Source organism: Enterobacter asburiae (assembly GCA_011754535.1).
In the GTDB taxonomy this organism is placed as follows: Bacteria; Pseudomonadota; Gammaproteobacteria; order Enterobacterales; family Enterobacteriaceae; genus Enterobacter; species Enterobacter cloacae_N.
The window spans coordinates 3,447,605-3,472,717 of the sequence record JAAQVN010000001.1 but is presented as its reverse complement, the minus strand read 5'-3'; the positions used below and the strand labels follow the sequence as shown (position 1 = coordinate 3,472,717).

General features: G+C 54.7%; 22 protein-coding genes and 6 tRNA genes. 14 read left to right on the top strand and 14 right to left on the bottom strand.

The window, feature by feature from the left end; all coding sequences use genetic code 11:
* Window positions 1-132 precede the first annotated feature (132 nt).
* Complete coding sequence (gene cysZ / locus HBM95_16355; protein NIH44492.1) at window positions 133-894, bottom strand: sulfate transporter CysZ; 762 nt, start codon at window positions 892-894, stop codon at window positions 133-135.
* Between the two features lie 230 nt (window positions 895-1,124).
* Here cysZ and zipA point away from each other — a divergent pair, with 230 nt between their 5' ends.
* The 3 genes from zipA to HBM95_16340 all read left to right on the top strand — a co-directional run bounded on the left by zipA (window position 1,125) and on the right by HBM95_16340 (window position 4,410).
* Complete coding sequence (gene zipA, locus HBM95_16350) at window positions 1,125-2,108, top strand: cell division protein ZipA (protein ID NIH44491.1); 984 nt, start codon at window positions 1,125-1,127, stop codon at window positions 2,106-2,108.
* 69 nt (window positions 2,109-2,177) lie between these two features.
* Window positions 2,178-4,193: an NAD-dependent DNA ligase LigA gene (gene ligA, locus HBM95_16345; protein ID NIH44490.1), complete on the top strand. Its 2,016-nt coding sequence runs from the start codon at window positions 2,178-2,180 to the stop codon at window positions 4,191-4,193.
* Between the two features lies 1 nt (window position 4,194).
* Window positions 4,195-4,410 (top strand): hypothetical protein, encoded by a 216-nt coding sequence (locus tag HBM95_16340; GenBank protein ID NIH44489.1) that lies wholly within the window; start codon window positions 4,195-4,197, stop codon window positions 4,408-4,410.
* Here HBM95_16340 and HBM95_16335 read toward each other — a convergent pair.
* Window positions 4,407-5,402, bottom strand: a complete 996-nt coding sequence (locus HBM95_16335; GenBank protein NIH44488.1) for a bile acid:sodium symporter — start codon at window positions 5,400-5,402, stop codon at window positions 4,407-4,409. The genes HBM95_16340 and HBM95_16335 overlap by 4 nt on opposite strands.
* 89 nt (window positions 5,403-5,491) lie before the next feature.
* On the opposite strand from HBM95_16335, the gene HBM95_16330 reads away from it, so the two are divergent.
* Entirely contained in the window at window positions 5,492-6,427 is a 936-nt protein-coding gene (locus tag HBM95_16330) for a LysR family transcriptional regulator (GenBank protein ID NIH44487.1), read from the top strand.
* Here the strand turns inward: HBM95_16330 and HBM95_16325 are convergent.
* Window positions 6,424-6,765 (bottom strand): FlxA protein, encoded by a 342-nt coding sequence (locus HBM95_16325; protein NIH44486.1) that lies wholly within the window; start codon window positions 6,763-6,765, stop codon window positions 6,424-6,426. The genes HBM95_16330 and HBM95_16325 overlap by 4 nt on opposite strands.
* A gap of 207 nt (window positions 6,766-6,972) precedes the next feature.
* Here HBM95_16325 and xapA point away from each other — a divergent pair, with 207 nt between their 5' ends.
* The 3 genes from xapA (at window position 6,973) to HBM95_16310 (ending at window position 10,057) form a co-directional block, all read left to right on the top strand.
* The gene (gene xapA, locus HBM95_16320) at window positions 6,973-7,797 is read left to right on the top strand and encodes a xanthosine phosphorylase (protein NIH44485.1); all 825 of its coding nucleotides are present in this window, start codon (window positions 6,973-6,975) and stop codon (window positions 7,795-7,797) included.
* A 51-nt stretch (window positions 7,798-7,848) separates the two neighbouring features.
* Entirely contained in the window at window positions 7,849-9,105 is a 1,257-nt protein-coding gene (locus HBM95_16315; protein ID NIH44484.1) for an MFS transporter, read from the top strand.
* A gap of 67 nt (window positions 9,106-9,172) precedes the next feature.
* Window positions 9,173-10,057 (top strand): LysR family transcriptional regulator, encoded by an 885-nt coding sequence (locus tag HBM95_16310; protein NIH44483.1) that lies wholly within the window; start codon window positions 9,173-9,175, stop codon window positions 10,055-10,057.
* Between the two features lie 43 nt (window positions 10,058-10,100).
* On the opposite strand, the gene HBM95_16305 is transcribed toward HBM95_16310, so the two are convergent.
* The 4 genes from HBM95_16305 to HBM95_16290 all read right to left on the bottom strand — a co-directional run bounded on the left by HBM95_16305 (window position 10,101) and on the right by HBM95_16290 (window position 10,478).
* Window positions 10,101-10,176 (bottom strand) — tRNA-Lys (locus HBM95_16305).
* A gap of 4 nt (window positions 10,177-10,180) precedes the next feature.
* Window positions 10,181-10,256: transfer RNA gene (locus tag HBM95_16300), tRNA-Val, on the bottom strand.
* A 29-nt stretch (window positions 10,257-10,285) separates the two neighbouring features.
* Window positions 10,286-10,361 (bottom strand) — tRNA-Val (locus tag HBM95_16295).
* Window positions 10,362-10,402: 41 nt separating this feature from the next.
* Window positions 10,403-10,478 (bottom strand) — tRNA-Val (locus HBM95_16290).
* 258 nt (window positions 10,479-10,736) lie between these two features.
* Here HBM95_16290 and gltX point away from each other — a divergent pair.
* Window positions 10,737-12,152 carry a glutamate--tRNA ligase gene (gene gltX / locus HBM95_16285; GenBank protein ID NIH44482.1) on the top strand — a complete coding sequence of 472 codons (1,416 nt, stop codon included), beginning with the start codon at window positions 10,737-10,739 and terminating at the stop codon, window positions 12,150-12,152.
* A 51-nt stretch (window positions 12,153-12,203) separates the two neighbouring features.
* Here gltX and HBM95_16280 read toward each other — a convergent pair whose 3' ends face one another.
* Together HBM95_16280 and HBM95_16275 are read right to left on the bottom strand one after the other, a co-directional pair.
* Window positions 12,204-12,587, bottom strand: coding sequence for a putative DNA-binding transcriptional regulator (locus HBM95_16280; protein NIH44481.1), 384 nt, complete (start codon window positions 12,585-12,587; stop codon window positions 12,204-12,206).
* 1 nt (window position 12,588) lies between these two features.
* Window positions 12,589-12,951, bottom strand: coding sequence for a putative DNA-binding transcriptional regulator (locus HBM95_16275; GenBank protein ID NIH44480.1), 363 nt, complete (start codon window positions 12,949-12,951; stop codon window positions 12,589-12,591).
* A gap of 217 nt (window positions 12,952-13,168) precedes the next feature.
* Between HBM95_16275 and HBM95_16270 the strand changes: the two genes are divergently transcribed.
* The 3 genes from HBM95_16270 to HBM95_16260 all read left to right on the top strand — a co-directional run bounded on the left by HBM95_16270 (window position 13,169) and on the right by HBM95_16260 (window position 15,766).
* Window positions 13,169-13,244: transfer RNA gene (locus tag HBM95_16270), tRNA-Ala, on the top strand.
* A gap of 41 nt (window positions 13,245-13,285) precedes the next feature.
* Window positions 13,286-13,361, top strand: a tRNA-Ala gene (locus HBM95_16265).
* Between the two features lie 215 nt (window positions 13,362-13,576).
* Window positions 13,577-15,766, top strand: coding sequence for an EAL domain-containing protein (locus tag HBM95_16260; GenBank protein NIH44479.1), 2,190 nt, complete (start codon window positions 13,577-13,579; stop codon window positions 15,764-15,766).
* Window positions 15,767-15,811: 45 nt separating this feature from the next.
* On the opposite strand, the gene HBM95_16255 is transcribed toward HBM95_16260, so the two are convergent.
* Window positions 15,812-16,999, bottom strand: coding sequence for a NupC/NupG family nucleoside CNT transporter (locus HBM95_16255; GenBank protein NIH44478.1), 1,188 nt, complete (start codon window positions 16,997-16,999; stop codon window positions 15,812-15,814).
* Window positions 17,000-17,345: 346 nt separating this feature from the next.
* Here HBM95_16255 and HBM95_16250 point away from each other — a divergent pair, with 346 nt between their 5' ends.
* Window positions 17,346-18,584 (top strand): Nramp family divalent metal transporter, encoded by a 1,239-nt coding sequence (locus tag HBM95_16250; protein ID NIH44477.1) that lies wholly within the window; start codon window positions 17,346-17,348, stop codon window positions 18,582-18,584.
* 32 nt (window positions 18,585-18,616) lie between these two features.
* Here the strand turns inward: HBM95_16250 and HBM95_16245 are convergent, their stop codons facing one another.
* Window positions 18,617-18,967 carry a DUF2502 domain-containing protein gene (locus HBM95_16245; GenBank protein NIH44476.1) on the bottom strand — a complete coding sequence of 117 codons (351 nt, stop codon included), beginning with the start codon at window positions 18,965-18,967 and terminating at the stop codon, window positions 18,617-18,619.
* Between the two features lie 127 nt (window positions 18,968-19,094).
* The gene (gene mgrA / locus HBM95_16240; GenBank protein NIH44475.1) at window positions 19,095-20,093 is read right to left on the bottom strand and encodes an L-glyceraldehyde 3-phosphate reductase; all 999 of its coding nucleotides are present in this window, start codon (window positions 20,091-20,093) and stop codon (window positions 19,095-19,097) included.
* Window positions 20,094-20,278: 185 nt separating this feature from the next.
* Here mgrA and ipdC point away from each other — a divergent pair, with 185 nt between their 5' ends.
* Window positions 20,279-21,937: an indolepyruvate decarboxylase gene (ipdC, locus tag HBM95_16235; GenBank protein NIH44474.1), complete on the top strand. Its 1,659-nt coding sequence runs from the start codon at window positions 20,279-20,281 to the stop codon at window positions 21,935-21,937.
* Here the strand turns inward: ipdC and HBM95_16230 are convergent, their stop codons facing one another.
* Window positions 21,938-23,173 (bottom strand): ion channel protein, encoded by a 1,236-nt coding sequence (locus HBM95_16230; GenBank protein NIH44473.1) that lies wholly within the window; start codon window positions 23,171-23,173, stop codon window positions 21,938-21,940.
* A gap of 204 nt (window positions 23,174-23,377) precedes the next feature.
* Between HBM95_16230 and glk the strand changes: the two genes are divergently transcribed.
* The gene (gene glk, locus HBM95_16225; protein NIH44472.1) at window positions 23,378-24,343 is read left to right on the top strand and encodes a glucokinase; all 966 of its coding nucleotides are present in this window, start codon (window positions 23,378-23,380) and stop codon (window positions 24,341-24,343) included.
* A 38-nt stretch (window positions 24,344-24,381) separates the two neighbouring features.
* On the opposite strand, the gene HBM95_16220 is transcribed toward glk, so the two are convergent.
* Window positions 24,382-25,113, bottom strand: a complete 732-nt coding sequence (locus HBM95_16220) for a response regulator transcription factor (protein ID NIH44471.1) — start codon at window positions 25,111-25,113, stop codon at window positions 24,382-24,384.

Sequence of the window (25,113 nt, the reverse complement as noted above, 5' to 3'; positions counted from 1 at the left end):
CCGACCCAGCATACCTGCTAAGCAGGTAGGGGGAAGTAAGGAATTCGCATATCTATATACTGCAAGGAAATAATGGGGATCAGTATGGAATAAGGGGCGGCATAAGCCACCCCTGCTTTACACATTTTTGCATTATTTCCATAACGCGTGCTTAGCACGGTAGCAGTCCACCCACATCGCCGTCGCGCCGCAAACCGCAACCGGCATGATGAACAGGTTAAGGAAGGGAATCATGGTGAACAGGCTGGTCAGCGCGCCGAACTGCATATTGGCGACCTTCCGGGTGCGCAGGGTAGTGCGCATCGCTTTAAACGGCACCTTGTGGTTATCAAACGGATAGTCGCAGTACTGGATGGCGAGCATCCAGGCGCTGAACAGGAACCACAGCACCGGCGCAACCGTCTGGCCAATGCCGGGGACAAAGTAGAGAGCAAGCAGCACAACCGCGCGGGGGAGGTACCAGGCAAATTTCTGCCACTCGCGCTTCATAATGCGCGGGATATCTTTCACGATCCCCAGTACGCCCGTGTCCGGCGGCGTCGCGCCGGTAAGCCGCGCCTCCAGCTGTTCCGCCAGCAGGCCGTTAAACGGCGCGGCTATCCAGTTCGCAATCGTTGAGAAGAAATAGCCGAACACCAGCAGCACAGAGATGACCGCCACTGGCCAGAGCAGATAGTTCAGCCACTGCAGCCAGTCCGGTACGTAGCTCATCAGCGACGGGATCCAGCTTTCGAGCTTTGTGAACAGCCACCAGAACGCGCCGCCCATCAGAATAATGTTGATCAGCAGCGGCAGAATGACGAAGCGTCGGATACCCGGCAGTGAAACCAGTTTCCAGCCCTGTGAAAAATACCAGACGCCGCTGCGCGGGGGAGAAGACGATGTTGAAACCATAACCAGGCTGTACTCCTTTTTTCACAACCAGTGGAATTGCCCGCCTATATTATCCACTTGCGGACCAATGACCAGTTCGGAAATGTTCGAAAAACCAGCAAAAAGCACGATTTACTTCATCTTTATGCTGTGAATGCTCTGCACACACTTGCACTTGACGTAAACGGCAAATACTCTTAGTGAGTAAATGTTTGCCGTGGTGGCAAGGTGTTAGAACAACAGAGAATATAATGATGCAGGATTTGCGTCTGATATTAATCATTGTTGGCGCGATCGCCATAATCGCTTTACTGGTACATGGTTTCTGGACCAGCCGTAAAGAGCGTTCCTCGATGTTTCGCGATCGCCCACTGAAGCGCATGAAGTCCAGTCGTGACGACGATGACACTGAAGATGACATCGACGGCAGCGACGACGACGGCGTGGGTGAAGTTCGTGTTCATCGGGTCAATACTGCGCCCGGCGCGGCTCATGGGGAGCATGAAGCCCCCCGCGCTCCGCAGCACCAGTATCAACCGCCGTATGCCTCTGCCCAGCCGCGTCAGCCAGCGCCGCAGCCGGTGGAAGAACCTGTGCGTCAGGCGCCGCAAGCGCCTGTGCAACAGCAGCCCGCTGCGCCACAACAGGTTCAACACCAGCCGATGCAGCAGCCCGTCCAGCAGCAGCCCGCTCAGCCGGTACAACAGCCGCAGCAGCCTGTTCATGTGCAGCCTGCGCCGCAGCCCGCTCCGGCTCCGCACGTTGAGCCAGAGCCGGTCGTCGAGCCAGAACCGGTTGTCGAAAAGCCACAGCGCAAAGAAGCGGTGATCATCATGAACGTGGCCGCGCATCACGGCAGCCATCTCAACGGTGACGTTCTGCTTAACAGTATTCAACAGGCAGGCTTCAAGTTTGGCGATATGAACATTTTCCATCGCCACCTGAGCCCAGACGGAAGCGGCCCGGCGCTGTTCAGCCTGGCTAACATGGTTAACCCTGGCACCTTCGATCCGGAAATGACCGGTGATTTCGTGACCCCGGGCGTCACTATCTTTATGCAGGTGCCGTCCTACGGCGACGAGCTGCAAAACTTTAAGCTGATGCTGCAGTCCGCTCAGCATATTGCTGATGAAGTGGGTGGTGTGGTGCTCGACGATCAGCGTCGAATGATGACCCCGCAGAAGCTGCGCGAGTATCAGGACCGCATCCGCGAAGTTAAGGAAGCCAACGCGTAATCGTCGCGTTTACGTCAACTCCTCCTCAACCCCCGCCTGTCGGGGGTTTTTTCTCATTGATGGTGCGATATGGACTCAATCGAACAACAACTCACTGAACTGCGAACCACGCTTCGCCATCATGAATATCTCTATCATGTTATGGACGCTCCGGAAGTACCGGATGCGGAGTACGACCGGCTGATGCGCGAGCTGCGCGAGCTGGAGGCGCAGCATCCGGAGCTGATTACGCCGGATTCTCCCACACAGCGCGTCGGTGCTGAGCCGCTGGGGGCTTTCAGCCAGGTGCGTCATGAAGTGCCAATGCTGTCACTGGATAACGTCTTCGATGAAGAGAGCTTCCTCGCGTTTAACAAGCGCGTGCAGGATCGCCTGAAAAGCAGCGATTCCCTCACCTGGTGCTGCGAGCTGAAGCTCGACGGCCTGGCGGTCAGCCTTCTCTATGAAAACGGCGTGCTGGTGCGCGCCGCCACGCGTGGCGACGGTACGACGGGTGAAGACATCACCACCAACGTGCGTACCATCCGCGCGATCCCGCTGAAATTACAGGGTGACAACATTCCTGCGCGTCTGGAAGTGCGTGGGGAAGTATTCCTGCCTCAGGCGGGCTTCGAAAAAATCAATGAAGAAGCGCGTCGCACCGGCGGGAAAGTGTTTGCTAACCCGCGTAACGCGGCGGCAGGCTCTCTGCGCCAGCTTGACCCACGCATCACCGCGAAGCGACCGCTTACTTTCTTCTGCTACGGTGTGGGTATTCTGGAGGGAGGTGAGCTGCCGGATACGCACCTCGGGCGTCTGCTGCAGTTTAAAGCCTGGGGCCTGCCGGTGAGCAACCGCGTTCAGCTCTGCGATTCGCCGGAAGCGGTACTGGCGTTCTACCACAAAGTGGAAGAGGACCGCCCGACGCTCGGTTTTGATATTGATGGCGTTGTCATCAAGGTGAATTCGCTGGCGCTGCAGGAGCAGCTGGGCTTTGTGGCGCGCGCGCCGCGCTGGGCGGTGGCGTTTAAATTCCCTGCCCAGGAGCAGATGACCTTCGTTCGCGACGTAGAGTTCCAGGTAGGCCGTACGGGCGCGATCACCCCGGTCGCACGACTGGAGCCGGTGCAGGTCGCGGGCGTGCTGGTGAGTAATGCTACGCTGCATAATGCCGATGAAATCGAACGCCTGGGCCTGCGCATTGGTGACAAAGTGGTGATTCGCCGCGCGGGGGATGTTATCCCGCAGGTGGTCAACGTCGTAGAGTCAGAACGTCCTGACGATACGCGCGAGGTCGTCTTCCCGACCCACTGCCCGGTATGCGGCTCTGACGTTGAGCGTGTGGAAGGCGAAGCGGTGGCCCGCTGTACGGGCGGCCTGATCTGTGGCGCGCAGCGTAAAGAGTCCCTGAAGCACTTCGTCTCCCGTCGGGCGATGGACGTCGACGGCATGGGCGACAAGATTATCGATCAGCTGGTTGAGAAAGAGTATGTCCATACGCCAGCGGACCTCTTCAGGCTGACGGCGGGTAAACTGACCGGCCTGGATCGCATGGGGACGAAGTCAGCCCAGAACGTGGTTAACGCGCTGGAAGCGGCGAAAGAGACGACCTTCGCCCGTTTCCTTTACGCGCTGGGCATTCGTGAAGTTGGCGAAGCGACGGCGGCAGGTTTAGCCGCGTACTTTGGTACGCTGGAGGCGCTGGAAAAGGCAAGCATCGACGAGTTGCAGAAAGTGCCGGACGTTGGCATCGTCGTCGCCACGCACGTCTTTAACTTCTTTGCTGAAGAGAGCAACCGCGAGGTCATCGGCCAGTTGCTGGAAGAAGGCATTAAATGGCCCGCGCCAGTGGTGGTCAACGCCGAAGAAATTGATAGTCCATTTGCCGGTAAAACCGTGGTGCTAACCGGTAGCCTGAGTCAGCTTTCTCGCGATGATGCGAAAGCGCGTCTGGTGGCGCTGGGGGCCAAAGTGGCGGGCAGCGTGTCGAAGAAAACCGACCTGGTGATCGCCGGGGAAGCGGCGGGGTCTAAGCTGGCGAAAGCCCAGGAGCTCGGCATTGCGGTTATCGATGAAGCGGAAATGATGCGTCTGTTAGGAGAGTAACGTGGAGAAAGAGCAGCTCGTTGAGATAGCCAATACGGAGATGCCGTTCGGTAAATACAAGGGCCGCAGGCTGATTGATTTGCCGGAGGAGTATCTGCTGTGGTTTGCCCGCAAGGATGAATTTCCTGTAGGGCGACTGGGCGAGCTGATGGCTATCACGCTACTGATTAAAACCGAGGGGCTGACCCAGCTGGTTCAGCCCCTGAAACGTCCTTAAGCCTTCGCGGCGCGGGTCTCCTCCTGCGCCAGTTTTTCTGTCTGGCGCTTGTAGCGACGCGCCAGCACCGCACAGACCATCAGCTGGATCTGGTGGAAAATCATCAGCGGCAGCACCATCATTCCGATCACCGAGGTGGGGAACAGAATGTTCGCCATCGGGATACCGTTCGCCAGGCTCTTTTTCGAACCGCAGAACACAATCGTAATTTCATCCGCTTTGTTGAAGCCGCACCTGCGTGCCACAAAGACGTTTACCGCAATAACAATCGCCAGCAGGACGATGCTGACCACCACGATAAACAGCAGCGAGCCGGCGCCCACCTTGTGCCAGATGCCATTTACCACCGCTTCGCTAAAGGCGGAGTAAACCACCAGCAGAATCGAGGTCTGGTCGGTTTTTGAAATCCATTTTTTATGCTTCGCCACAAACGCGCCGGTCCACGGTCGGGAAAGATGCCCCAGCACAAACGGCAACAGCAGCTGCAGACAGATTTTGCCGACCTGCTCCAGGTTACCTTCCGCACCGTGCATGTTCATCAGCAGGCCCACCAGCAGCGGAGAGACGAAAATCCCTAACAGGCTGGAGGCGGACGCTGAACAAACGGCTGCCGCTACGTTGCCGCCTGCCAGCGAGGTAAAGGCGATGGCAGACTGCACGGTAGCGGGGAGAATGCACAGATACAGGAACCCGGTATACAGGGCTGGATCGACATTGACCGGTGCCCACCAGGCAAACAGCACCCCGAGTATCGGGAACAGAATGAAGGTGCTGCACATCACCCACAGATGCAGTCGCCAGTGTCCGCCGCCTGCAATGATCGCTTCACGGGAGAGTTTGGCACCGTGCATAAAGAACAGCAGCGCGATAGCGGCCGTCGTTAGTCCCTCAAAAAACGGCACAAAACCGCCGCGAGCGGGGAAGAACGAAGCCAGTAAAACGGTGACCACCAGAGTGAGCGTAAACGGATCAAGAATACGAAATAGTTTCATAATGACTCCTGAAAACAGATGTCACTATTGTGCTTTTTTCCATTTGAGAAATAAAATTGATTTATTGCATCCATTCATGAATTAAAAAGATGAATTATTCCCTGCGTCAACTTCGCATTTTCGTCACCGTCGCCCACGCCCGCAGCTTCAGTCGGGCAGGGGAGATGATTGGCCTGAGCCAGTCGGCGGTCAGCCACAGCGTGAAAGAGCTGGAAAATCAGACCGGCGTTAGGTTGCTTGACCGCACCACGCGCGAAGTGGTGTTAACCGAAGCAGGGCAGCAGCTGGCCCTGCGCCTTGAACGGCTGCTGGATGAGCTGAACAGCACGCTCAGAGACGTGGGGAGGTTGGGGCAGCAGCTGTCGGGCACCGTGCGGGTTGCGGCCAGCCAGACGATATCCGCGCATCTTATCCCGCAGTGTATTGCCGAGGGAAGCCACCGCTATCCGGACATTGATTTTGTCCTGCATGACAGGCCGCAGCAGTGGGTGCTGGAGAGCATCCGTCAGGGAGATGTGGATTTTGGTATTGTTATCGATCCCGGTCAGGTGAGCGATCTGGCGTGCGAAAGCGTACTTTCTGAGCCCTTTTTGCTGCTCTGCCGTGACGACGACCCGCTGGCAACGTTGCCGGAGGTCAGCTGGCAGTCCCTGACGGGCGCGAACCTGGTTTTACAGGATTATGCCTCGGGTAGCCGCCCGCTGATTGATTCCGCGCTGGTGAATCAGGGCGTTAAGGCAACGATCGTACAGGAGATTGGTCACCCGGCGACGCTGTTTCCGATGGTGGAAGCCGGCATTGGCATCAGCGTGTTGCCCGCCCTGGCGCTTCCCCTGCCGCAGGGAAGCCGACTGGCCGTCAAGCGATTAACGCCGGTTGTCGAGCGAAAGCTGATGCTGGTGCGGCGAAAAAATCGTTCACTCTCGGGGGCGGCGCAGGCTATCTGGGAAGTGGTGCGTATCCAGGCACAACGATTAACCGAAGCCCGCATACGCGACCCACTGTTTAATGCATCAGACGATTAGATGTAGATATCAATCTGATGATTGTCTGACGGGTTGTTCACCCCTTCCACTTTGCCCAGCTTTTGATCCTGCTTCTTCTGAGCTTCTTCGGCCTGCTGGCGCTGCAGCGCCGCGAGCTGCGCCTGCAGCACTTTGATCTGGGTCTGAATCAGTTCCTGCTGCTTCTTCTTCTCATCCGTACTGCCGGGGCTGTTTGCCAGCTCTTTTAACTGCTGTGTCAGCTTTTTGATCTTGTCGGTAATGCGGCTGATTTGCGCCGCGATATCGTTACTGCCGGAAGCGCCGCTCCCGCCGCTGCTGGTTTGAATGGGTTGGGTTGAAGCCTGAATGGTCGTCATACTTTTTCCTCGCGCTATAAAACAGAGGTATCGGCACCGACGGGATTAGCTTGAGCAAAACTGCCATATCTGGCAGGGGGTTGTATTAATACACAATCAGTATTGATGGTGCGATAAAAGTGTATTGGAGATGACCTGCAGGCTGCGGATATAAGACATAAGTCATGCGATCCCTGCTATCGCGATCTTAATCCTCAAGGAGCCTCTATGACCCTCTCGAATAACCCGTGGTACTGTGCTGACATCATTCGCACCGCTAAGCCAAACTTCACCCCTCGCGTGGCGTTTATTCTCGGCTCCGGCCTGGGCGCGCTCGCCGACCAGATAGACGACGCCGTTTCCCTGAGCTACGAAAAGCTGCCTGGCTTCCCGGTGAGCACCGTGCACGGACATGCCGGCGAGCTGGTGCTTGGGCATCTGGCCGGGGTGCCTGTCGTCTGCATGAAGGGGCGAGGGCACTTCTATGAAGGCCGAGGAATGACCGTCATGACCGATGCGATCCGCACCTTTAAGCTGCTGGGGTGCGAGCTACTGTTTAGCACCAATGCGGCGGGCTCACTACGCCCGGAGGTTCAGCCAGGAAGTCTGGTTGCCCTGAGTGACCATATCAACACCATGCCGGGCACGCCGATGGTGGGGCTGAACGATGAGCGCTTTGGCGATCGTTTCTTCTCTCTGGCCAATGCTTACGACGCGGATTACCGTGCCGTTCTGCAAACCGTGGCAGCGAAAGAAGGCTTCCCGCTGCACGAAGGAGTGTTTGTCTCTTATCCCGGCCCGAACTTCGAGACGGCGGCCGAGATCCGCATGATGCAGATTATCGGCGGCGATGTGGTGGGGATGTCCGTGGTGCCTGAAGTGATTTCCGCACGCCATTGCGGCCTGAAGGTGGTGGCCGTTTCTGCTATTACCAATCTCGCCGAAGGTCTGGGAGAGGTAAAACTCTCGCATGAGCAAACCCTTGCTGCCGCCGAGCTCTCCCGCCAGAACTTTATCAATCTTATCTGCGGTTTTCTTCGCCATATTGCCTGAATAAAACAATAAAGTGGCCCGCCAGGGCCACACTGCGATAAGGAATGGGTTATGAACATCACGACTCGCTTAAAGATGATGTCCTTTATGCAATATTTTATCTGGGGGAGCTGGCTGGTTACCCTCGGCGCTTACATGATTAATACCCTACACTTTACCGGCTCTGACGTGGGCATGGTGTACAGCTCCAAAGGACTTGCCGCGATCGTTATGCCTTCGCTGGTGGGGATTATTGCCGACAAGTGGCTGCGGGCAGACCGCGCATACGTCATTTGCCACCTCGTCTGTGCCGTCGCGCTCTGCTATGCCGCGCAGGTCAATGAGCCAGGGCTGATGTTCTGGGTCATGCTGGTGAATGCGATGGCCTTCATGCCCACGATTGCGCTGTCGAACACCATTTCCTACTCCTGTCTTGAACAGGCAGGGCTGGATACGGTGAGCCATTTTCCGCGAGTGCGGGTGTATGGCACCGTGGGCTTTATAGCGGCGATGTGGGCCATAAGCCTCATGGGCGCGGAGCTAAGCAACGTGCAGCTCTATATAGCGGCTGGTGCGTCTCTGCTGCTGGCACTCTATTCTCTGACCCTGCCGGCCATTCCGGTTGTGAAATCGAAAACGTCTCCGTCTCTGGCAAGCAAGCTGGGCCTCAATGCGTTTATCCTGTTTAAACAGCCCCGGATGGCGGTGTTCTTTTTATTTGCCATGTTGCTCGGCGCCGTGCTGCAGATAACCAACACGTTTGGCAGCCCCTTCCTGCATGATTTTGCGCGTAATCCGGCGTATGCAGATAGCTTTATCGTCAAATATCCGTCCATTCTGCTCTCCGTTTCGCAAATGTCTGAGGTATTCTTCATCCTGACCATTCCGTACTTCCTCGGACGATTTGGCATTAAGGCCGTCATGCTGATGAGCATGGTGGCCTGGATGCTGCGGTTTGGCCTGTTTGCCTTTGGCGATCCGTCCGCAACGGGCTTTGCGCTGCTCATGCTCTCAATGATTGTCTACGGCTGTGCGTTCGACTTCTTCAACATTTCCGGCTCGGTGTTTGTTGAACAGGAGGTCAGCGCCGATATCCGCGCCAGCGCGCAAGGGTTGTTTATGACGACCGTTAACGGTATCGGGGCGTATTTCGGTTCGGTATTGAGTGGTGCGGCGGTTGATTATTTCTCGGTTGAAGGAGTGAAGGACTGGCAGACGATCTGGCTGGTGTTTGCGGCCTATGCTCTGGTGCTCGCGGTGGTCTTTTACTTCAGCTTTAACTATCGCCACGCCAGTAAAAACAGCGAGATGCGCACAGTTGCGCACTAAATTTTCCCTCCGGACGCTGAAAGGCTTTAAGGTAGGCGCATAAGTGTTATCGCCAGGATATGTTTTGATGGAACGCGTCTATCGAACCGATCTCAAGCTGCTGCGCTATTTTCTGGCCGTGGCGGAGGAACTACATTTTGGACGGGCTGCGGCCCGTCTCAACATGTCCCAGCCTCCGTTAAGCCTGCACATTAAAGAGCTGGAAAGTCAGCTGGGCACGTTACTGTTTATTCGCCACTCGCGGAGCGTCGCGTTGACGCATGCCGGTAAAGTGCTGATGGAAGAGTCACGCCGGCTGCTCGCCAGCGCAAACCAGGCTCTGGCTCGCGTCGAGCAAATTGGCCGGGGGGAAGCAGGGCGCATCGAGCTGGGGATTGTCGGCACCGCCATGTGGAGTGAGGTGCGCACGGTGATGCGCGCTTTCCTGAAAGAGCATCCGAACGTTGATGTCGTTTTTCGCGAAAAATCGCCGGTAATGCAGATGGCGCTGCTTGAGCGCCGGGAGCTGGATGTCGGGATCTGGCGAATGGCAACGGAACCTACCGCGGGTTTTACCAGCCTGCGGTTGCGTGAAGCGGCTTTTCTGGTGGCGATGCCGGAAGATCACCGCCTGGTCAGCGAATCATCCGTTGCGCTTACAGAATTGCAGGATGAGTATTTTGTCACGATGCCTTCAGCACATTCTGACTGGGCATTTTTACATCGTGTTTGCCAGCAAGCCGGGTTTTCGCCGATGATCGTGCGTGAAGCCGTTGAGCCGCAAACGGTACTGGCGATGATCAGCATGGGAATGGGGATTACGCTTGCTGCCGACAGCTACGCGCAAATGCAGTGGCCGGGCGTGGTATTCCGCCCGTTACGGGAGCGTATACCGGCAGATTTGTATGTAGTGTATGACGAGAAGCAGGCGACGCCTGCGGTGAAGACGTTAATTGCGGCGTTGAAGATGTAAAGTGCAGATAGCAAAAAAGCGCCTTTAGGGCGCTTTTTTACATTGGTGGGTCGTGCAGGATTCGAACCTGCGACCAATTGATTAAAAGTCAACTGCTCTACCAACTGAGCTAACGACCCGAAATGGTGGGCGATGACGGGCTCGAACCGCCGACCCCCTCCGTGTAAAGGAGATGCTCTACCAACTGAGCTAATCGCCCATTTCGGAACTGCTGCGATAAGGTGAGAATGGTGGGCGATGACGGGCTCGAACCGCCGACCCCCTCCGTGTAAAGGAGATGCTCTACCAACTGAGCTAATCGCCCAATCTCAATTCTTATCTACACTGCGAGTCTACCGAAGTAGATGGTGGGTGATGACGGGCTCGAACCGCCGACCCCCTCCGTGTAAAGGAGATGCTCTACCAACTGAGCTAATCACCCCCGCTGTGTGGAGTCGCATTATAGGGAGAGTTGAAAATGAGTCAACGCATTTTCTAAAGTTTTTATTCGTTCGTCGTAAAATTAAACAAAACGATCGCAAAACGGGCGGTGGCGCATGATTTCTAAACAAAAACAGTAAACTCCGCCACGATAAAGGGATCGACATTGAGGAATCCCCCCACAGTGATAGAATATTGCCCATCGTTTTTTCCCCGGGATTTGCCGATTGCCGGCATCTTTATAACGTAAGGCCATTTCATGAAAATCAAAACTCGCTTCGCGCCGAGCCCGACAGGCTATCTGCACGTCGGTGGTGCTCGTACTGCTCTCTACTCCTGGCTTTTTGCACGCCACAACAAAGGTGAGTTCGTGCTGCGTATAGAAGACACCGATCTTGAGCGCTCCACGCCGGAAGCAATTGAAGCCATTATGGATGGGATGAACTGGCTGAACCTGGAGTGGGATGAAGGCCCGTATTTCCAGACTAAACGTTTTGACCGCTATAACGCTGTTATTGATGAGATGCTGGTCGCGGGCACGGCGTATAAATGCTACTGCTCCAAAGAGCGTCTGGATGCGCTGCGCGAAGAGCAGATGGCGAACGGTGAAAAACCGCGTTATGACGGCCGCTGCCGCCACGACCATAGCGAGCATGCTGCTGATGAACCGTGCGTTGTGCGTTTTGCTAACCCGCAGGATGGCTCGGTGATTTTCGACGACCAGATCCGTGGCCCGATCGAATTCAGCAACCAGGAGCTGGACGATCTGATCATTCGTCGCACCGACGGTTCTCCAACCTATAACTTCTGCGTAGTGGTTGATGACTGGGATATGGAAATTACCCACGTTGTCCGTGGTGAAGACCATATCAACAATACCCCACGCCAGATCAACATCCTGAAAGCGCTGAATGCGCCTGTGCCTGTCTATGCGCACGTCTCCATGATCAACGGCGACGATGGTAAAAAACTGTCTAAACGTCACGGTGCGGTCAGCGTCATGCAGTATCGCGACGACGGTTATCTGCCGGAAGCGCTGCTGAACTATCTGGTGCGCCTGGGCTGGGCCCACGGTGACCAGGAGATCTTCAGCCGTGAAGAGATGATCGAACTGTTCTCTCTGAGCTCTGTGAGCAAATCAGCGAGCGCATTTAATACCGACAAGCTGCTGTGGCTGAACCACCACTACATCAATACCATGCCGCCGGAATATGTGGCGACGTATCTGCAGTGGCACATTGAGCAGGCAAATATTGATACCCGCACCGGCCCTGAGCTGGCGGACCTGGTGAAACTGCTCGGCGAGCGCTGCAAAACGCTGAAAGAAATTGCCGAAAGCTGCCGCTACTTCTATGAAGAGTTTGACGAGTTCGACGCGGACGCCGCGAAGAAGCACCTGCGCCCGGTAGCTCGTCAGCCGCTGGAAGTGGTGCGTGACAAGCTGGCTGCGCTCACCGAGTGGACCGCTGAGAATGTGCATCATGCCATTCAGGCGACCGCAGACGAGCTGGAAGTTGGCATGGGCAAAGTCGGTATGCCGCTACGCGTTGCGGTGACCGGTGCGGGCCAGTCTCCAGCACTGGACGTGACTGTCCATGCCATCGGGAAATCACGCAGCGTGGCGCGCATCAACAAGGCGCTGGATTTTATTGCAGAACGTGAAAATCAGCAGTAATAAAGTCTTATAAGAAAAAACGGCAGGGTATCCTGCCGTTTTTTTTGCCTTTCATTCAGCAATACCCAGACGAGCAAGAAAACCGCGTATGCCTTCGCGCTTCAGTAAGGTATCCAGACGCTTTTGCTCAAGCTCAGTCATACTCTCCAGCGTTTCGATAATGCCCGGACGCAGATTTGAAGTATGTTCACCGTAAGAGGAGGTCACCTCAGCCAGATGATAAACCGCCTGACGGTTACGGATAGCCGGGAGGGTCATAATATGTTCCTTCACGCGCGCATCAACGTGAATGAGCCGCGCCCGACCGCCTTTTACGCCATTGAGCCCTTCGGTTTTCCACCCCTGCTGGCGTATCCAGCGATTTACCGTTTGTCTGGCAACTCCCAAATTCTCCGCCAGCTCTTCTGTGGTCATTTTGCTACGTAGTCTTTTCATATTAATTCTGGTCGCGAATCCCTAAACGTTGCAACAAACCGGTAATCCCTTCCCGCAATAGCAGCGATGTCATCTGCTTCTGCTCTTCCGGCGTCATTTCATTGGCCAGCGTCAGGAGTAGGGTATGAAGCGAACCGTCAGTGCTGATGCCGTCAGGCATAGCGGATGTTTCCGTTGCCCTGCGTGCGCTCCGGATAAAGTCACGCACTTTTTCGTTCACATGCACCAGTCGCGCTTTACCCCCCTGGACGCCGGGCTTAGGTGACGTTATCCAACCCTCTTTACGTACCCATTTATTGATGGTCTGTCGGCTATAGCCAGTGAGGAGGGCTAACTCTTCCGGCGTCATTCGTTCCTTGATCATGCAATTTCCTGAATATTCGTAGGGTTAATTAATGGCTCATTTTATAGCACCGTTTTACATGAAAACGTGACAGGCTTAACTCATGACTGCGAGCAGGCTCGCAAAGTGATTCATTTGCATGATTTTTCGGCGATTGAATAGCTGGAACTGATTTTGCCGTTGACACTCCGCGGCGGAATTCATATTATGCCGCCCGTCAACATGACAGCTTTACGATGGGGCTATAGCTCAGCTGGGAGAGCGCCTGCATGGCATGCAGGAGGTCAGCGGTTCGATCCCGCTTAGCTCCACCAAACTCTGAACCCAACAGAGTGCGGTTAGTAAAGTCACATGTGGGGCTATAGCTCAGCTGGGAGAGCGCTTGCATGGCATGCAAGAGGTCAGCGGTTCGATCCCGCTTAGCTCCACCAAAATTTTAAACCCTCGTCAAAAGACGAGGGTTTTTTTTATCTGTTTGTAAAACCCCTCACCGCTTTTTGTTATCAAAAAGAAGGTATTCCTGTACCTGACCTCAATCGACATCAATAAACCAGTCTATAAATAGACTTCAACTTGATTCGTGCAATTAATAAACCTATTATCCATCCGGTCAATAAAATGAACGGATAATAATGTCATCATCTTAATGAATAGAAAAACGTACAATAATGTAAAGATATTTATAATTGCCCTGACAATATGTCTGATTGCGGTACCTTTTTCCCGTTACCTCTCTCCCCGCGCAATGGTAAATGGTCACGATGTTTATTTAGCGTGGCTCCCCCTGAGCGTAATGCTGGCGGTAATACTGTTATTTGGTCGCCGGGCCGTTCTTCCCATTTTGTTAGGTTTTAGTGTCACTAATTTATTTTACGTTAATTTAGTACCGCTACAATATTCAGTATTACTGTTTTGTCAGACCTTTTCGCTGTTCGCGGCGTGTGGCCTTCTGCGCCTCATTCTGGGCAGGCGCTGGCGCTTCTGCATCCCGAACAAGCACGTCGGGTTACGTATATTCTGGCTCGGTTTTATCGTTCCCGTCGGCATTAAGCTGTCGATGTATTTAGCTGGCTATTTCTTTGATTTCCCGGTAACTATCTCCACCTTCTTCGGCGAAGGAACGGTAATTTATAACGTCGTGGATATTCAAAGCCTGATTTGCGCGGCGCTGATTTTTACCATGATGTTCTATTACCCGTTAAGAATGATAAATAATCCCCGCTATGCCATAACCTTCTGGCGGCAAAGCGTGAAGCCCGTGTTTTTCCACAAGAATTCATTATATATATTTGTCTGGCTGATGCTTTTAGGCTTCGTCCTGGCCGTTTTATGTGGGCCTTTTGAATCACCTGTTATTGCGGGCTATTTAATGCCACTGATTTTTATTCTTTTTACCTTAGCGATAAGCCGCCTGACCTACGCGCTTATCTCACTGCTGTGGGCTGCTTCAGCGCTTCTGCTGTTGACCTACAACTATAACTTCCTGAACGGGGTGGAAACCGGCCATTCGCTCTCCTTTATTCTGTCCGTGCTGATCTCTTTTGCCATCTGCTTGCTTTACATGTCGCGGATTTACCAGCGTAGCGAGTGGCTGAAGCGGGGGTGGCAGGGCAGGGCGCTCACCGATCCGCTAACCGGTTTACCCAATATTCGTGCGCTGGAAGAGCATCTTGAGATGCATCCGGAGGCCAAGGTTTGCATGTTGCGCATGGATAACCTGGAATTTTTGAGCCGCCACTACGGGATCCTCATGCGGGTCCATTGCAAACGAACGATCGCCACGTCGCTGCAGCCGCTTCTGCAAAAGAATGAGATGCTCTTCCAGTTACCCGGAAGCGAGCTGGTGGTGGTATTGCTGGGGCCAGAAATTGCAGAGCGTCTCCAGCATATGGTCGATCGGCTGAACAGCCGTAAGATTTTCTGGAACAACACCGGGCTGGATATTGAGTTTGGTGCGTCCTGGGGGATGGTAGAAAACGGTGAAAATTTGCATCACACGCTGGGGCAACTGAGCTGGCTGGCCGAGCAATCTTGCGCAGGGCACAACGTGCTTGCGCTGACGAATAGCCTGGAGGCAGCATCGGGACAAACAACGGAGCGTGTTCTGATGTTAGCGCGTATTAAGCATGCTCTGGAGACAGATCGGTTCCATTTATACGTGCAGCCGATTCAGAAGGCAGACGGTAGCGGCTACTATGAAATTCTGACGCGCATGGAGAGTGAAGGGGAGATTATTACCCCGGATCGCTTTATTCCGCTGGTTGCCCAGTTCAACCTCAGCCACCGGTTTGATATGTGCGTTATGGAAAAATTACTGCAGTGGCTGCGCGATCACCCTGCGACGCAGGCTGGCGCCCGTTTCTCCGTCAATCTGATGCCGCTCACGCTGATGCAACAGGAGGTGGCGACCGAGATTTGTACGCTGTTTGAGCGCTACGGCGTTGCGCCTCAGACTGTGGTGATTGAGATCACTGAAGAGCAGGCTTTCTCAAATTCCGGCAGCAGTATCAACAATATTCAACAGCTGCGGGATTATGGTTTCCGGATTGCCATTGATGATTTTGGCACCGGCTATGCCAACTACGAGCGTCTCAGACGTCTGCAGGCAGATATCATTAAAATTGACGGCTGCTTTGTTAAAGATATTTGCACTGATGATATGGATGCGATGATCGTCCAGTCGATGTGTAATCTGGCGAAAACGAAATCGCTGTGCATTGTCGCGGAATATGTAGAAACACCGGCGCAGCGGGAGATGCTGCTTCGCTTCGGCGTGGATTATCTGCAGGGCTATCTGATAGGCAAACCCAAACCGCTGAAAGAATTGCGGGCATAAAAAAACCGGGAGCCAGACTCCCGGTTTTTGTTTTAACAGTAAACGTTACAGTACCAGTGCTGCGATAGAAGCAGACAGAACGCTCACCAGGGTGGAGCCATAAACCAGTTTCAGGCCAAAGCGAGAAACTACGTTACCTTGTTCTTCATTCAGGCCTTTAATCGCACCGGCGATAATGCCGATGGACGAGAAGTTGGCGAAGGAGACCAGGAATACGGACAGAATACCCACCGCACGTGGAGAGAGCGTGCCGGCAATTTTCTGCAGATCCATCATCGCAACGAATTCGTTTGAAACCAGCTTGGTCGCCATGATACTGCCCACCTGCAGCGCTTCGTGAGCCGGAACACCCATCACCCAGGCAAATGGATAGAAGATGTAGCCCAGAATGCCCTGGAAGGAGATACCCAGCACTGCAGCGAACAGGGCGTTCAGCGCAGCAATCAGCGCAATGAAGCCGATCAGCATGGCGGCAACGATAATCGCCACTTTGAAACCGGCCAGAATGTACTCACCCAGCATTTCGAAGAAGCTCTGACCTTCGTGCAGGTTAGACATCTGGATGTTCTCTTCGCTGGCGTCAACACGGTACGGGTTGATCAGCGACAGAACGATAAAGGTGCTGAACATGTTCAGAACCAGCGCTGCAACAACATATTTTGGCTCCAGCATGGTCATATACGCGCCCACGATAGACATGGAAACGGTAGACATTGCGGTTGCCGCCATGGTGTACATGCGGTTACGGGACATTTTGCCGAGGATATCTTTATACGCGATGAAGTTCTCAGACTGACCGAGGATCAGGGAGCTTACGGCGTTGAAAGATTCCAGCTTACCCATGCCGTTCACTTTGGATAACAGGAAACCAATTCCACGAATAACGAACGGCAGAACGCGGATGTGTTGCAGAATACCGATGAGCGCGGAGATGAAGACGATTGGGCACAATACCTTCAGGAAGAAGAACGCCAGACCTTCGTCGTTCATTTTACCGAAGACAAAGTTTGTCCCTTCGTTGGCGAATCCGAGCAGTTTTTCGAACATTTCGGAGAAGCCTTTCACGAAGCCGAGGCCTACGTTGGAGTTCAGGAAGAACCACGCAAGTAAAACTTCAATGACCAGCAGTTGGACAACATAACGAATACGAATTTTTTTGCGGTCTGTGCTGACCAGCAATGCGAGTGCAGTAACGACAACAAGTGCCAGGACAAAATGAAGGACGCGGTCCATATTTGCTCCAAATATGAGGCAGGTTTAATTTTCGTGCACATTCTATGTAACAAGCGAAAAGAAAACGAGATCAAGGACACACTATAGTTACATCCTGTGACGAGTCTCAAAAATAGTGATCCACAATACATTTTTGTTATGTTAGGTAAATGAGTGAAAAGTTAAGTTTGTGTGCTACGCTTCACAAATGACTGCGCATTTTCACATTCTGTGATGTCGCACCACCTGCCCATCTATCGTTCTTAGCTATCAGAGAAATCATTTCAAACCATCCAAATGATCTTGATAATCATTCTCATTTTGATAGCATTAAACATAGCAAAGGCTATATTTCCAGAGGCAGATAATGACAAACAGTCGCGTAGAGGGTAGCAGTGGCAGAGCAGCGCGCAAGTTGCGGTTCGCATTAATGGGGCCTGCGTTCATTGCTGCCATCGGCTATATCGATCCGGGTAATTTTGCGACCAATATTCAGGCCGGGGCCAGCTTCGGCTATAAGCTGCTGTGGGTGGTCGTCTGGGCTAACCTGATGGCGATGCTGATCCAGATGCTCTCTGCAAAGCTGGGGATTGCCACGGGTAAAAACCTGGCGGAGCAAATTCGCGACCACTATCCGCGTCCAGCGGTTTGGCTCTACTGGGTTCAGGCAGAAATCATCGCCATGGCAACCGACCTCGCTGAGTTTATCGGCGCGGCGATCGGCTTTAAGCTAATTCTGGGTGTGTCACTGTTACAAGGGGCGGTACTGACCGGGATTGCTACGTTCCTGATCCTGATGCTGCAGCGTCGAGGGCAAAAGCCGCTGGAGAAGGTCATTGGTGGTCTGCTGCTGTTTGTCGCTGCGGCGTACATCGTTGAGCTGATTTTCTCACAGCCGAACCTGGCGCAGCTCGCGAAAGGCATGGTGATCCCAGGCCTGCCAACCTCGGAAGCGGTGTTCCTGGCCGCCGGGGTGTTGGGGGCGACCATCATGCCGCATGTCATTTATTTACACTCCTCGCTGACCCAGCATCTTCATGGTGGGACGCGCAAAGAGCGTTATTCGGCAACCAAATGGGATGTGGCAATCGCCATGACCATCGCGGGTTTTGTGAATCTGGCGATGATGGCCACCGCTGCCGCCGCTTTCCACTTTAACGGCCATACCGGTATTGCCGATCTCGATCAGGCCTATCTCACGCTGGAGCCGTTACTGAGCCATGCTGCTGCAACGATATTTGGTCTGAGCCTGGTCGCTGCCGGCCTCTCTTCCACGGTGGTAGGTACGCTGGCAGGGCAGGTGGTGATGCAGGGTTTTGTGCGCTTCCATATTCCACTGTGGGTGCGTCGTTTTGTCACCATGCTGCCGTCATTTGTTGTGATTCTGATGGGGCTCGATCCAACGCGAATTCTGGTGATGAGCCAGGTGCTGCTGAGCTTTGGTATTGCGCTGGCGCTGGTGCCGCTGCTGATTTTCACCAGCAATAAAACGTTGATGGGCGATTTGGTTAACACGACGCTGGTGAAACGAACCGGTTGGGCGATTGTGGTGGTAGTCGTAGCGCTAAACTTATGGCTGTTGATTGGCACAGCGCTGGGGCTATAAAAGAAAAAGGAGCCGGGAGGCTCCTTTTTGCATTAATGACGACCGTGGCCGTGACCACCGTGTCCTTTTCCGCCGTGACCCCAGCCGCCGCGGCGGTCGTCACGATCGTTCCAGCCTTCGCGGTAGCCGCGTTCATAGGCGTTATTTTTATACCAGCCGCGATGCAGGCCGTTATCATGCCTGCGCCAGCGGTCACCACGCCATTCATAATGACGGTTCCAGTAGTCACGGTCGCGCCAGTAGCCACCGTCCCAGTATCTGCCGTAGTCGTCACGATCGCCAATTTGTAATTTTACTGATGGCAACAGGGTGATTTCGCCCGCAGTGGCGATGAGCGGGGCTGAAGCCAGTAATACCGCTGCAAGAATCAGTGACCTGAACATACTCTTTCTCCTTCACGATCGGGGCCTTCGTGGGGCCTGTTAACGCAATATTACGAGTTGGTAAAGCCTCGTTTCATCGCCTCAACTCCGAATTGCTGAGGGAGAGCACTTTTTGCTAAAAGTGGTTTTATTTTGAGCTGTTCAGGATTTCGTTAATACGCGTCAGCTCTTCTGCGGAAAAATGGCGGTTTTTCAGCATGCCCACGGCGTCATCGATCTGAGCCGCTTTGCTTGCCCCAATCAGCACCGAGGTCACTTCCTCATGGCGTAACACCCAGGCCAGCGCCATCTGCGAGAGTTTCTGGCCGCGGCTTTCCGCCAGGGCGTTTAGCTTGCGTACTTTCTCCAGCTTCTCTTCGGTGATCTGATCCGGGTTAAGGAATTGACTGCCGCTTGCCGCACGGGAATCGGCGGGAATACCGTTAAGATACCGGTTGGTCAACTGTCCGCCTGCCAGCGGCGAGAAGGGAATACAGCCGACCCCTTTTTCCTGCAGAACATCCAGCAAACCCTGTTCCGGCGCACGTTCGAACATCGAGTATTTCGGCTGGTGAATCAGGCAGGGCGTGCCCAGATCGTTCAGGATATCAATCGCTTTACGCGCCAGTTCGGCGGGGTAGTTGGATAACCCGACATACAGGGCTTTGCCCTGGCGCACCAGATGGTCAAGCGCTTTCATGGTTTCCTGCAGCGGCGTTTCAGGATCGGGACGGTGATGATAGAAGATATCGACATACTCCAGCCCCATGCGCTTCAGGCTTTGATCCAGGCTTGCCAGCAGATATTTGCGCGATCCCCAGTCGCCGTAAGGGCCGTCCCACATGGTATATCCCGCTTTCGTGGAGACGATTAGCTCGTCGCGCCAGGGCAGGAAATCCTCCTGCAAAATACGGCCGAAATTACGCTCGGCGGACCCCGGCGGGGGACCATAGTTATTGGCAAGGTCGAAATGCGTAATACCCACATCGAATGCGCGCTGTAATAGTTGACGGCTGTTTTCGAGAAGCGTGGCGTCACCAAAATTGTGCCACAGCCCGAGCGAGACGGCAGGGAACCTGAGCCCGCTACGCCCGCAGCGGCGATACTCCATTGTCTGGTAACGACTTTTGTCCGGCTGATAACCCATTTTTATGACCCCTCGCGCTGCAGAGAAAAAGTAGTGTATACGTTTACATTAACGTGAAAAAAAGCAGCATAGCGCAGCCTTTTTTGTAAAGCATTCTTTCCATACCCTTCTTACCGCCAATTCTGGACAGCCATCACGCTTATTTAATACTCAAGGTGAGGTCAACATCAGAAGGATACCTGTTTATGCGTACCCCGTACTGCGTCGCCGATTACCTGCTGGACCGTCTTACAGATTGTGGAGCCGATCATCTGTTTGGCGTGCCGGGCGACTATAACCTGCAGTTTCTCGACCACGTGATAGACAGCCCGGATATCTGCTGGGTGGGCTGTGCCAACGAATTAAACGCCTCTTATGCCGCTGACGGATATGCCCGCTGTAAGGGCTTCGCGGCGCTGCTGACGACGTTTGGCGTAGGGGAGTTAAGTGCCATGAACGGCATTGCGGGCAGCTATGCCGAGCACGTTCCGGTACTGCATATCGTTGGGGCGCCGGGCACGGCTTCTCAGCAAAGAGGGGAGCTGCTGCACCATACGCTGGGCGATGGTGAGTTCCGTCATTTTTACCATATGAGCGAACCGATCACCGTTGCGCAGGCGATCCTGACTGAACAAAACGCCTGTTATGAAATTGACCGGGTACTGACGACCATGCTCCGGGAACGTCGCCCCGGCTATCTTATGTTACCTGCCGATGTGGCAAAAAAAGCCGCCACGCCGCCTGTAAACGCTCTCACGCTTCGGCATGCCCATGCCGATAGCGCCTGCCTGAAAGCGTTCCGGGATGCCGCGGAAAATAAACTGGCTGCCAGCAAACGTACCGCGCTGTTAGCGGATTTCCTTGTTCTGCGCCATGGGCTGAAGCATGCGCTACAGAAGTGGGTGAAGGACGTACCGATGGCACACGCCACCATGCTGATGGGCAAAGGCATATTCGACGAACGTCACGCCGGCTTTTACGGCACTTACAGCGGTTCGGCAAGCGCCGGCCCGGTAAAAGAGGCGATAGAGGGGGCGGACACGGTGCTGTGCATCGGCACGCGATTTACCGATACCCTGACGGCTGGCTTCACCCATCAGTTAACCCCGTCGCAAACGATAGAGGTTCAGCCTCATGCTTCACGCGTCGGTGATATCTGGTTTACCGGCATCCCAATGCTTCAGGCAATTGAAACGCTGGTGGAGCTGTGCAAACAGCATGTTCACGAGAAGCCAGCTCCCTTGTCCCATAGCGCGATGAACTTCCCTCAACCGGAGGGATCGCTTACCCAGGAGAATTTCTGGAAAACGCTGCAAACGTTTATTCGCCCGGGAGATATCATCCTTGCCGATCAGGGGACCTCGGCCTTCGGCGCGATTGACCTGCGTTTGCCTGCCGACGTGAATTTTATCGTCCAGCCGCTGTGGGGCTCGATCGGCTACACCCTTGCCGCGGCGTTCGGCGCACAAACGGCTTGCCCGAACCGGCGCGTGATTGTGCTGACGGGTGATGGCGCGGCGCAGCTGACCATTCAGGAGCTCGGGTCAATGTTGCGTGATAAACAACACCCCATCATCCTGGTGCTCAACAACGAAGGATACACGGTTGAAAGGGCAATTCACGGGCCGGAACAGCGTTACAACGACATTGCGCTATGGAACTGGACGCAAATCCCGCAGGCCCTGAGCCTCGATCCTCAGGCTCAGTGCTGGCGGGTCAGTGAAGCGGAGCAACTGGCGGACGTTCTGGAGAAAGTGGCGCACCACGAGCGGCTCTCGCTGATTGAGGTGATGCTGCCAAAAGCGGACATCCCGCCGCTGCTGGGAGCGATTACCAAAGCGCTGGAAGCGCGCAATAGCGCCTGATTACTTGTCGTTTCGCCAGGCCATCATCATCGGTTTGCCCGCCAGCAGGAGCCAGGCGGGCAACATCACGATGCAGAGCAGCGGGAAAAGCGTTGAATCCGGCACCACGACCGCCGCCATAAACAGGCTTAGCCACGCATCACGTGTCACCACCAGTACCAGCCCCAGAATAGAGCAGGAGACGGTAATCGCCGCCGGAACCGCATCGACATGCTCGTGCAGCATCAGCCCCAGTGCCACACCGACAAACACCGCCGGGAAGATGCGTCCACCGCGGAAACCGCAGGCTGCAGCTACGACCAGCGCCGCCAGCTTGATGACGGCAAACAGCAGGTAATCGGAAACGCTAAATACCTGGCTGAAGGCGAGCTGCTGCATCTCATCCAGACCTTTGAACAGCGTCACCGTCCCGCCAATCGAGCCTAATATTCCGAGGATTAATCCCCCTGTACCCAGAATCAGCACCGGATGTTTGAGCTTATGCACCAGCCGGTGCAGGCGCGGAAGACACCATACCGCCACCATCCCCAGCGCGATGGCTATTGCGACGACGATGGCGCCGCTGAAAATATCCGCTATCTGCATCTCTCCGTAGTGGGGCAGAGAGAGGGAAAAATGGGGATGGAAAAACAGGCTGGTCGTCAGCGCGCCGGCGGCTGCAGCCATCAGCGGAGCAAAAAGTTTATCCCAGAGTGGGGCATCATCATTGCTGGTGAGCGTCTGTGAAAAAATCAGAGCGGCAGCAACAGGCGTGCCGAAAAGCGCTCCGATGGTGCCAGCGGAGGCGAGGATGGTCCAGTCCAGCGCGCCGACGCGCGGTAGAATGCGTGAGCCAAGGTAAACCGCCAGACCTATATTCACCGCCATAATAGGATGCTCGGGGCCCAGACTGACGCCGCCCGCCAGGCCCACGATCAACGCGACGATCAGCCCCGGCAGTGCAGAGGGCTGAATCGGAGCGCCAATCAGCGGTTCCAGCGCCGGGTCCGGTCCGGCATGACCGGGACTGAAACGGATCACCAGGCCCACCGCAATGCCGGTTAACGTCAGCATTACAATGATCCACGCCGAAGAATCAGCGGTGACTCCCAGTTTTGCCGGAAGCGCCGTCCATAACAGGGTTTGCAGCACCGACGCGACTTTCATCACGACAATAAGTACCAGGCTTGAGGCCACGCCGATGATCAGCGCAGGAATGGCCAGCAACAGCATGGTTCTGGCTCGCGGGTGGAGCATGATGATTTCCTTGTACAAAAGGTATTACGTTACTTTGCACATTAAGCCTTCTGGCAATAGTGCAAAAGGTGCTGAAACGGTAAAGTTATTCTGTGACGAAGATCGATAATCCACGGGCATTCACCTTCCGGTCGTTGTTGTTATCACGCCTTGAATTTACAGTGTCCCAAAGATTTATTCTGACTTTAGCGGAGCAGTAGAAGAATGACAAAGTATGCTTTGGTAGGCGATGTGGGCGGCACGAACGCGCGTCTCGCATTATGCGATGTAAGTAGCGGTGAAATTTCCCGGGCGAAAACCTACTCAGGGCTGGATTACCCAAGCCTTGAGGCCGTTGTTCGCGTCTATCTGGAAGAGCATCAGGCGAGCGTCGAAGACGGTTGCATCGCCATTGCCTGCCCGATAACCGGCGACTGGGTCGCAATGACCAACCATACCTGGGCCTTCTCCATCGCAGAGATGAAAAAAAACCTCGGGTTTGCGCATCTGGAAATCATCAACGACTTCACCGCGGTGTCCATGGCGATCCCGATGCTAAAGCCGGAGCACCTGATCCAGTTTGGCGGTGCTGAGCCGGTCGAGGGCAAGCCGATTGCTGTTTACGGTGCCGGTACCGGCCTGGGCGTGTCGCACCTGGTGCATGTTGCTCAGCGCTGGGTGAGCCTGCCGGGTGAAGGCGGCCACGTAGACTTTGCGCCAAACAGCGAAGAAGAGGGCATTATCCTCGAAGAGTTACGCGCGGAGATCGGCCACGTTTCCGCCGAGCGCGTCCTTTCAGGGCCGGGGCTGGTGAACCTGTACCGGGCGATTGTGAAATCGGATGGTCGTCTGCCGGAAAATCTGCAGCCGAAGGACGTCACCGAACGCGCGCTGGCGGACAGCTGCATTGACTGCCGCCGCGCTCTGTCGCTGTTCTGCGTGATCATGGGACGTTTCGGCGGCAACCTGGCGCTGACGCTGGGCACTTTCGGTGGGGTCTATATTGCGGGCGGGATTGTGCCGCGCTTCCTCGACTTCTTTAAAGCCTCCGGCTTCCGCGGCGGGTTTGAAGATAAAGGGCGCTTCAGAAGCTACGTACAGGACATTCCTGTTTATCTCATCGTGCATGATAACCCAGGCCTGCTGGGTTCGGGTGCCCATCTGCGTCAGGTTCTCGGTCAAATCCTCTGACGCATCATAACCCTCTCCCGCGGGAGAGGGCTCTTTCGTTACAGGTGCATCAGCTGGCGGAACTCTTTCACTTTGCTGCGGCTCACCGGTACCTGAAAATCCAGATCTTTGAGACGCAAAATATAGGTGTTGTTAAACCACGGTTCGATCTCGCGGATCTTGTTTAAATTGACGCAGAACGAACGGTGGCAGCGGAAAAAGTGGGCCGCTGGCAGCTTGCTGCAAAACTCGGTGATGTTCATCGCCATGACATACGATTCCCGCCGCGTATAGACAAACGTCATCTTTTCGTGCGCTTCGGCGTAGTAGATATCGTTGACCGGGGTCACGATGATGCGCTCATCTTTGACCAGATTAATGGTGTCGTTTTCGCGTACCGCGGGGCTGGCGCTGGCGGGGGCGGTCTGCTGCTGCCATGCGGCCTCCAGCTTTTGCAGCATGCTGACAATCCGCGACTCCTGGTAAGGTTTCAGAATATAGTCAAACGCCTCCAGCTCGAAAGCTTCTACGGCGTGCTCTTTCCAGGCGGTAACGAACACAATAAACGGCTTATGGGCAAACTGATTGATGTTTTGCGCCAGCAGTACGCCATCCAGCGAGGGAATATTGATATCGAGAAAAATCGCGTCGACCCGGTTGTGCTGCAAAAACTTCAGCACGTCCAGACCGTCATCAAACGTACCCACAATCTCCATCTGGCTGTGGGTTTTGATAAGCCAGCTGAGCTCCTGTTGAGCCAGGAATTCATCTTCTACGATGATAACTTTCAT

Coding starts and splice junctions, on each gene's coding strand:
- HBM95_16250 (NIH44477.1), top strand. CDS start 17,346: ATGACAAACAGTCGCGTAGAGGGTAGCAGTGGCAGAGCAGCGCGCAAG.
- zipA (NIH44491.1), top strand. CDS start 1,125: ATGATGCAGGATTTGCGTCTGATATTAATCATTGTTGGCGCGATCGCC.
- HBM95_16275 (NIH44480.1), bottom strand. CDS start 12,951: ATGATCAAGGAACGAATGACGCCGGAAGAGTTAGCCCTCCTCACTGGC.
- gltX (NIH44482.1), top strand. CDS start 10,737: ATGAAAATCAAAACTCGCTTCGCGCCGAGCCCGACAGGCTATCTGCAC.
- HBM95_16330 (NIH44487.1), top strand. CDS start 5,492: ATGAATTATTCCCTGCGTCAACTTCGCATTTTCGTCACCGTCGCCCAC.
- HBM95_16260 (NIH44479.1), top strand. CDS start 13,577: ATGAATAGAAAAACGTACAATAATGTAAAGATATTTATAATTGCCCTG.
- HBM95_16220 (NIH44471.1), bottom strand. CDS start 25,113: ATGAAAGTTATCATCGTAGAAGATGAATTCCTGGCTCAACAGGAGCTC.
- HBM95_16325 (NIH44486.1), bottom strand. CDS start 6,765: ATGACGACCATTCAGGCTTCAACCCAACCCATTCAAACCAGCAGCGGC.
- ligA (NIH44490.1), top strand. CDS start 2,178: ATGGACTCAATCGAACAACAACTCACTGAACTGCGAACCACGCTTCGC.
- HBM95_16230 (NIH44473.1), bottom strand. CDS start 23,173: ATGCTCCACCCGCGAGCCAGAACCATGCTGTTGCTGGCCATTCCTGCG.
- cysZ (NIH44492.1), bottom strand. CDS start 894: ATGGTTTCAACATCGTCTTCTCCCCCGCGCAGCGGCGTCTGGTATTTT.
- HBM95_16280 (NIH44481.1), bottom strand. CDS start 12,587: ATGAAAAGACTACGTAGCAAAATGACCACAGAAGAGCTGGCGGAGAAT.
- HBM95_16245 (NIH44476.1), bottom strand. CDS start 18,967: ATGTTCAGGTCACTGATTCTTGCAGCGGTATTACTGGCTTCAGCCCCG.
- HBM95_16315 (NIH44484.1), top strand. CDS start 7,849: ATGAACATCACGACTCGCTTAAAGATGATGTCCTTTATGCAATATTTT.
- glk (NIH44472.1), top strand. CDS start 23,378: ATGACAAAGTATGCTTTGGTAGGCGATGTGGGCGGCACGAACGCGCGT.
- ipdC (NIH44474.1), top strand. CDS start 20,279: ATGCGTACCCCGTACTGCGTCGCCGATTACCTGCTGGACCGTCTTACA.
- HBM95_16255 (NIH44478.1), bottom strand. CDS start 16,999: ATGGACCGCGTCCTTCATTTTGTCCTGGCACTTGTTGTCGTTACTGCA.
- xapA (NIH44485.1), top strand. CDS start 6,973: ATGACCCTCTCGAATAACCCGTGGTACTGTGCTGACATCATTCGCACC.
- mgrA (NIH44475.1), bottom strand. CDS start 20,093: ATGGGTTATCAGCCGGACAAAAGTCGTTACCAGACAATGGAGTATCGC.
- HBM95_16310 (NIH44483.1), top strand. CDS start 9,173: ATGGAACGCGTCTATCGAACCGATCTCAAGCTGCTGCGCTATTTTCTG.
- HBM95_16335 (NIH44488.1), bottom strand. CDS start 5,402: ATGAAACTATTTCGTATTCTTGATCCGTTTACGCTCACTCTGGTGGTC.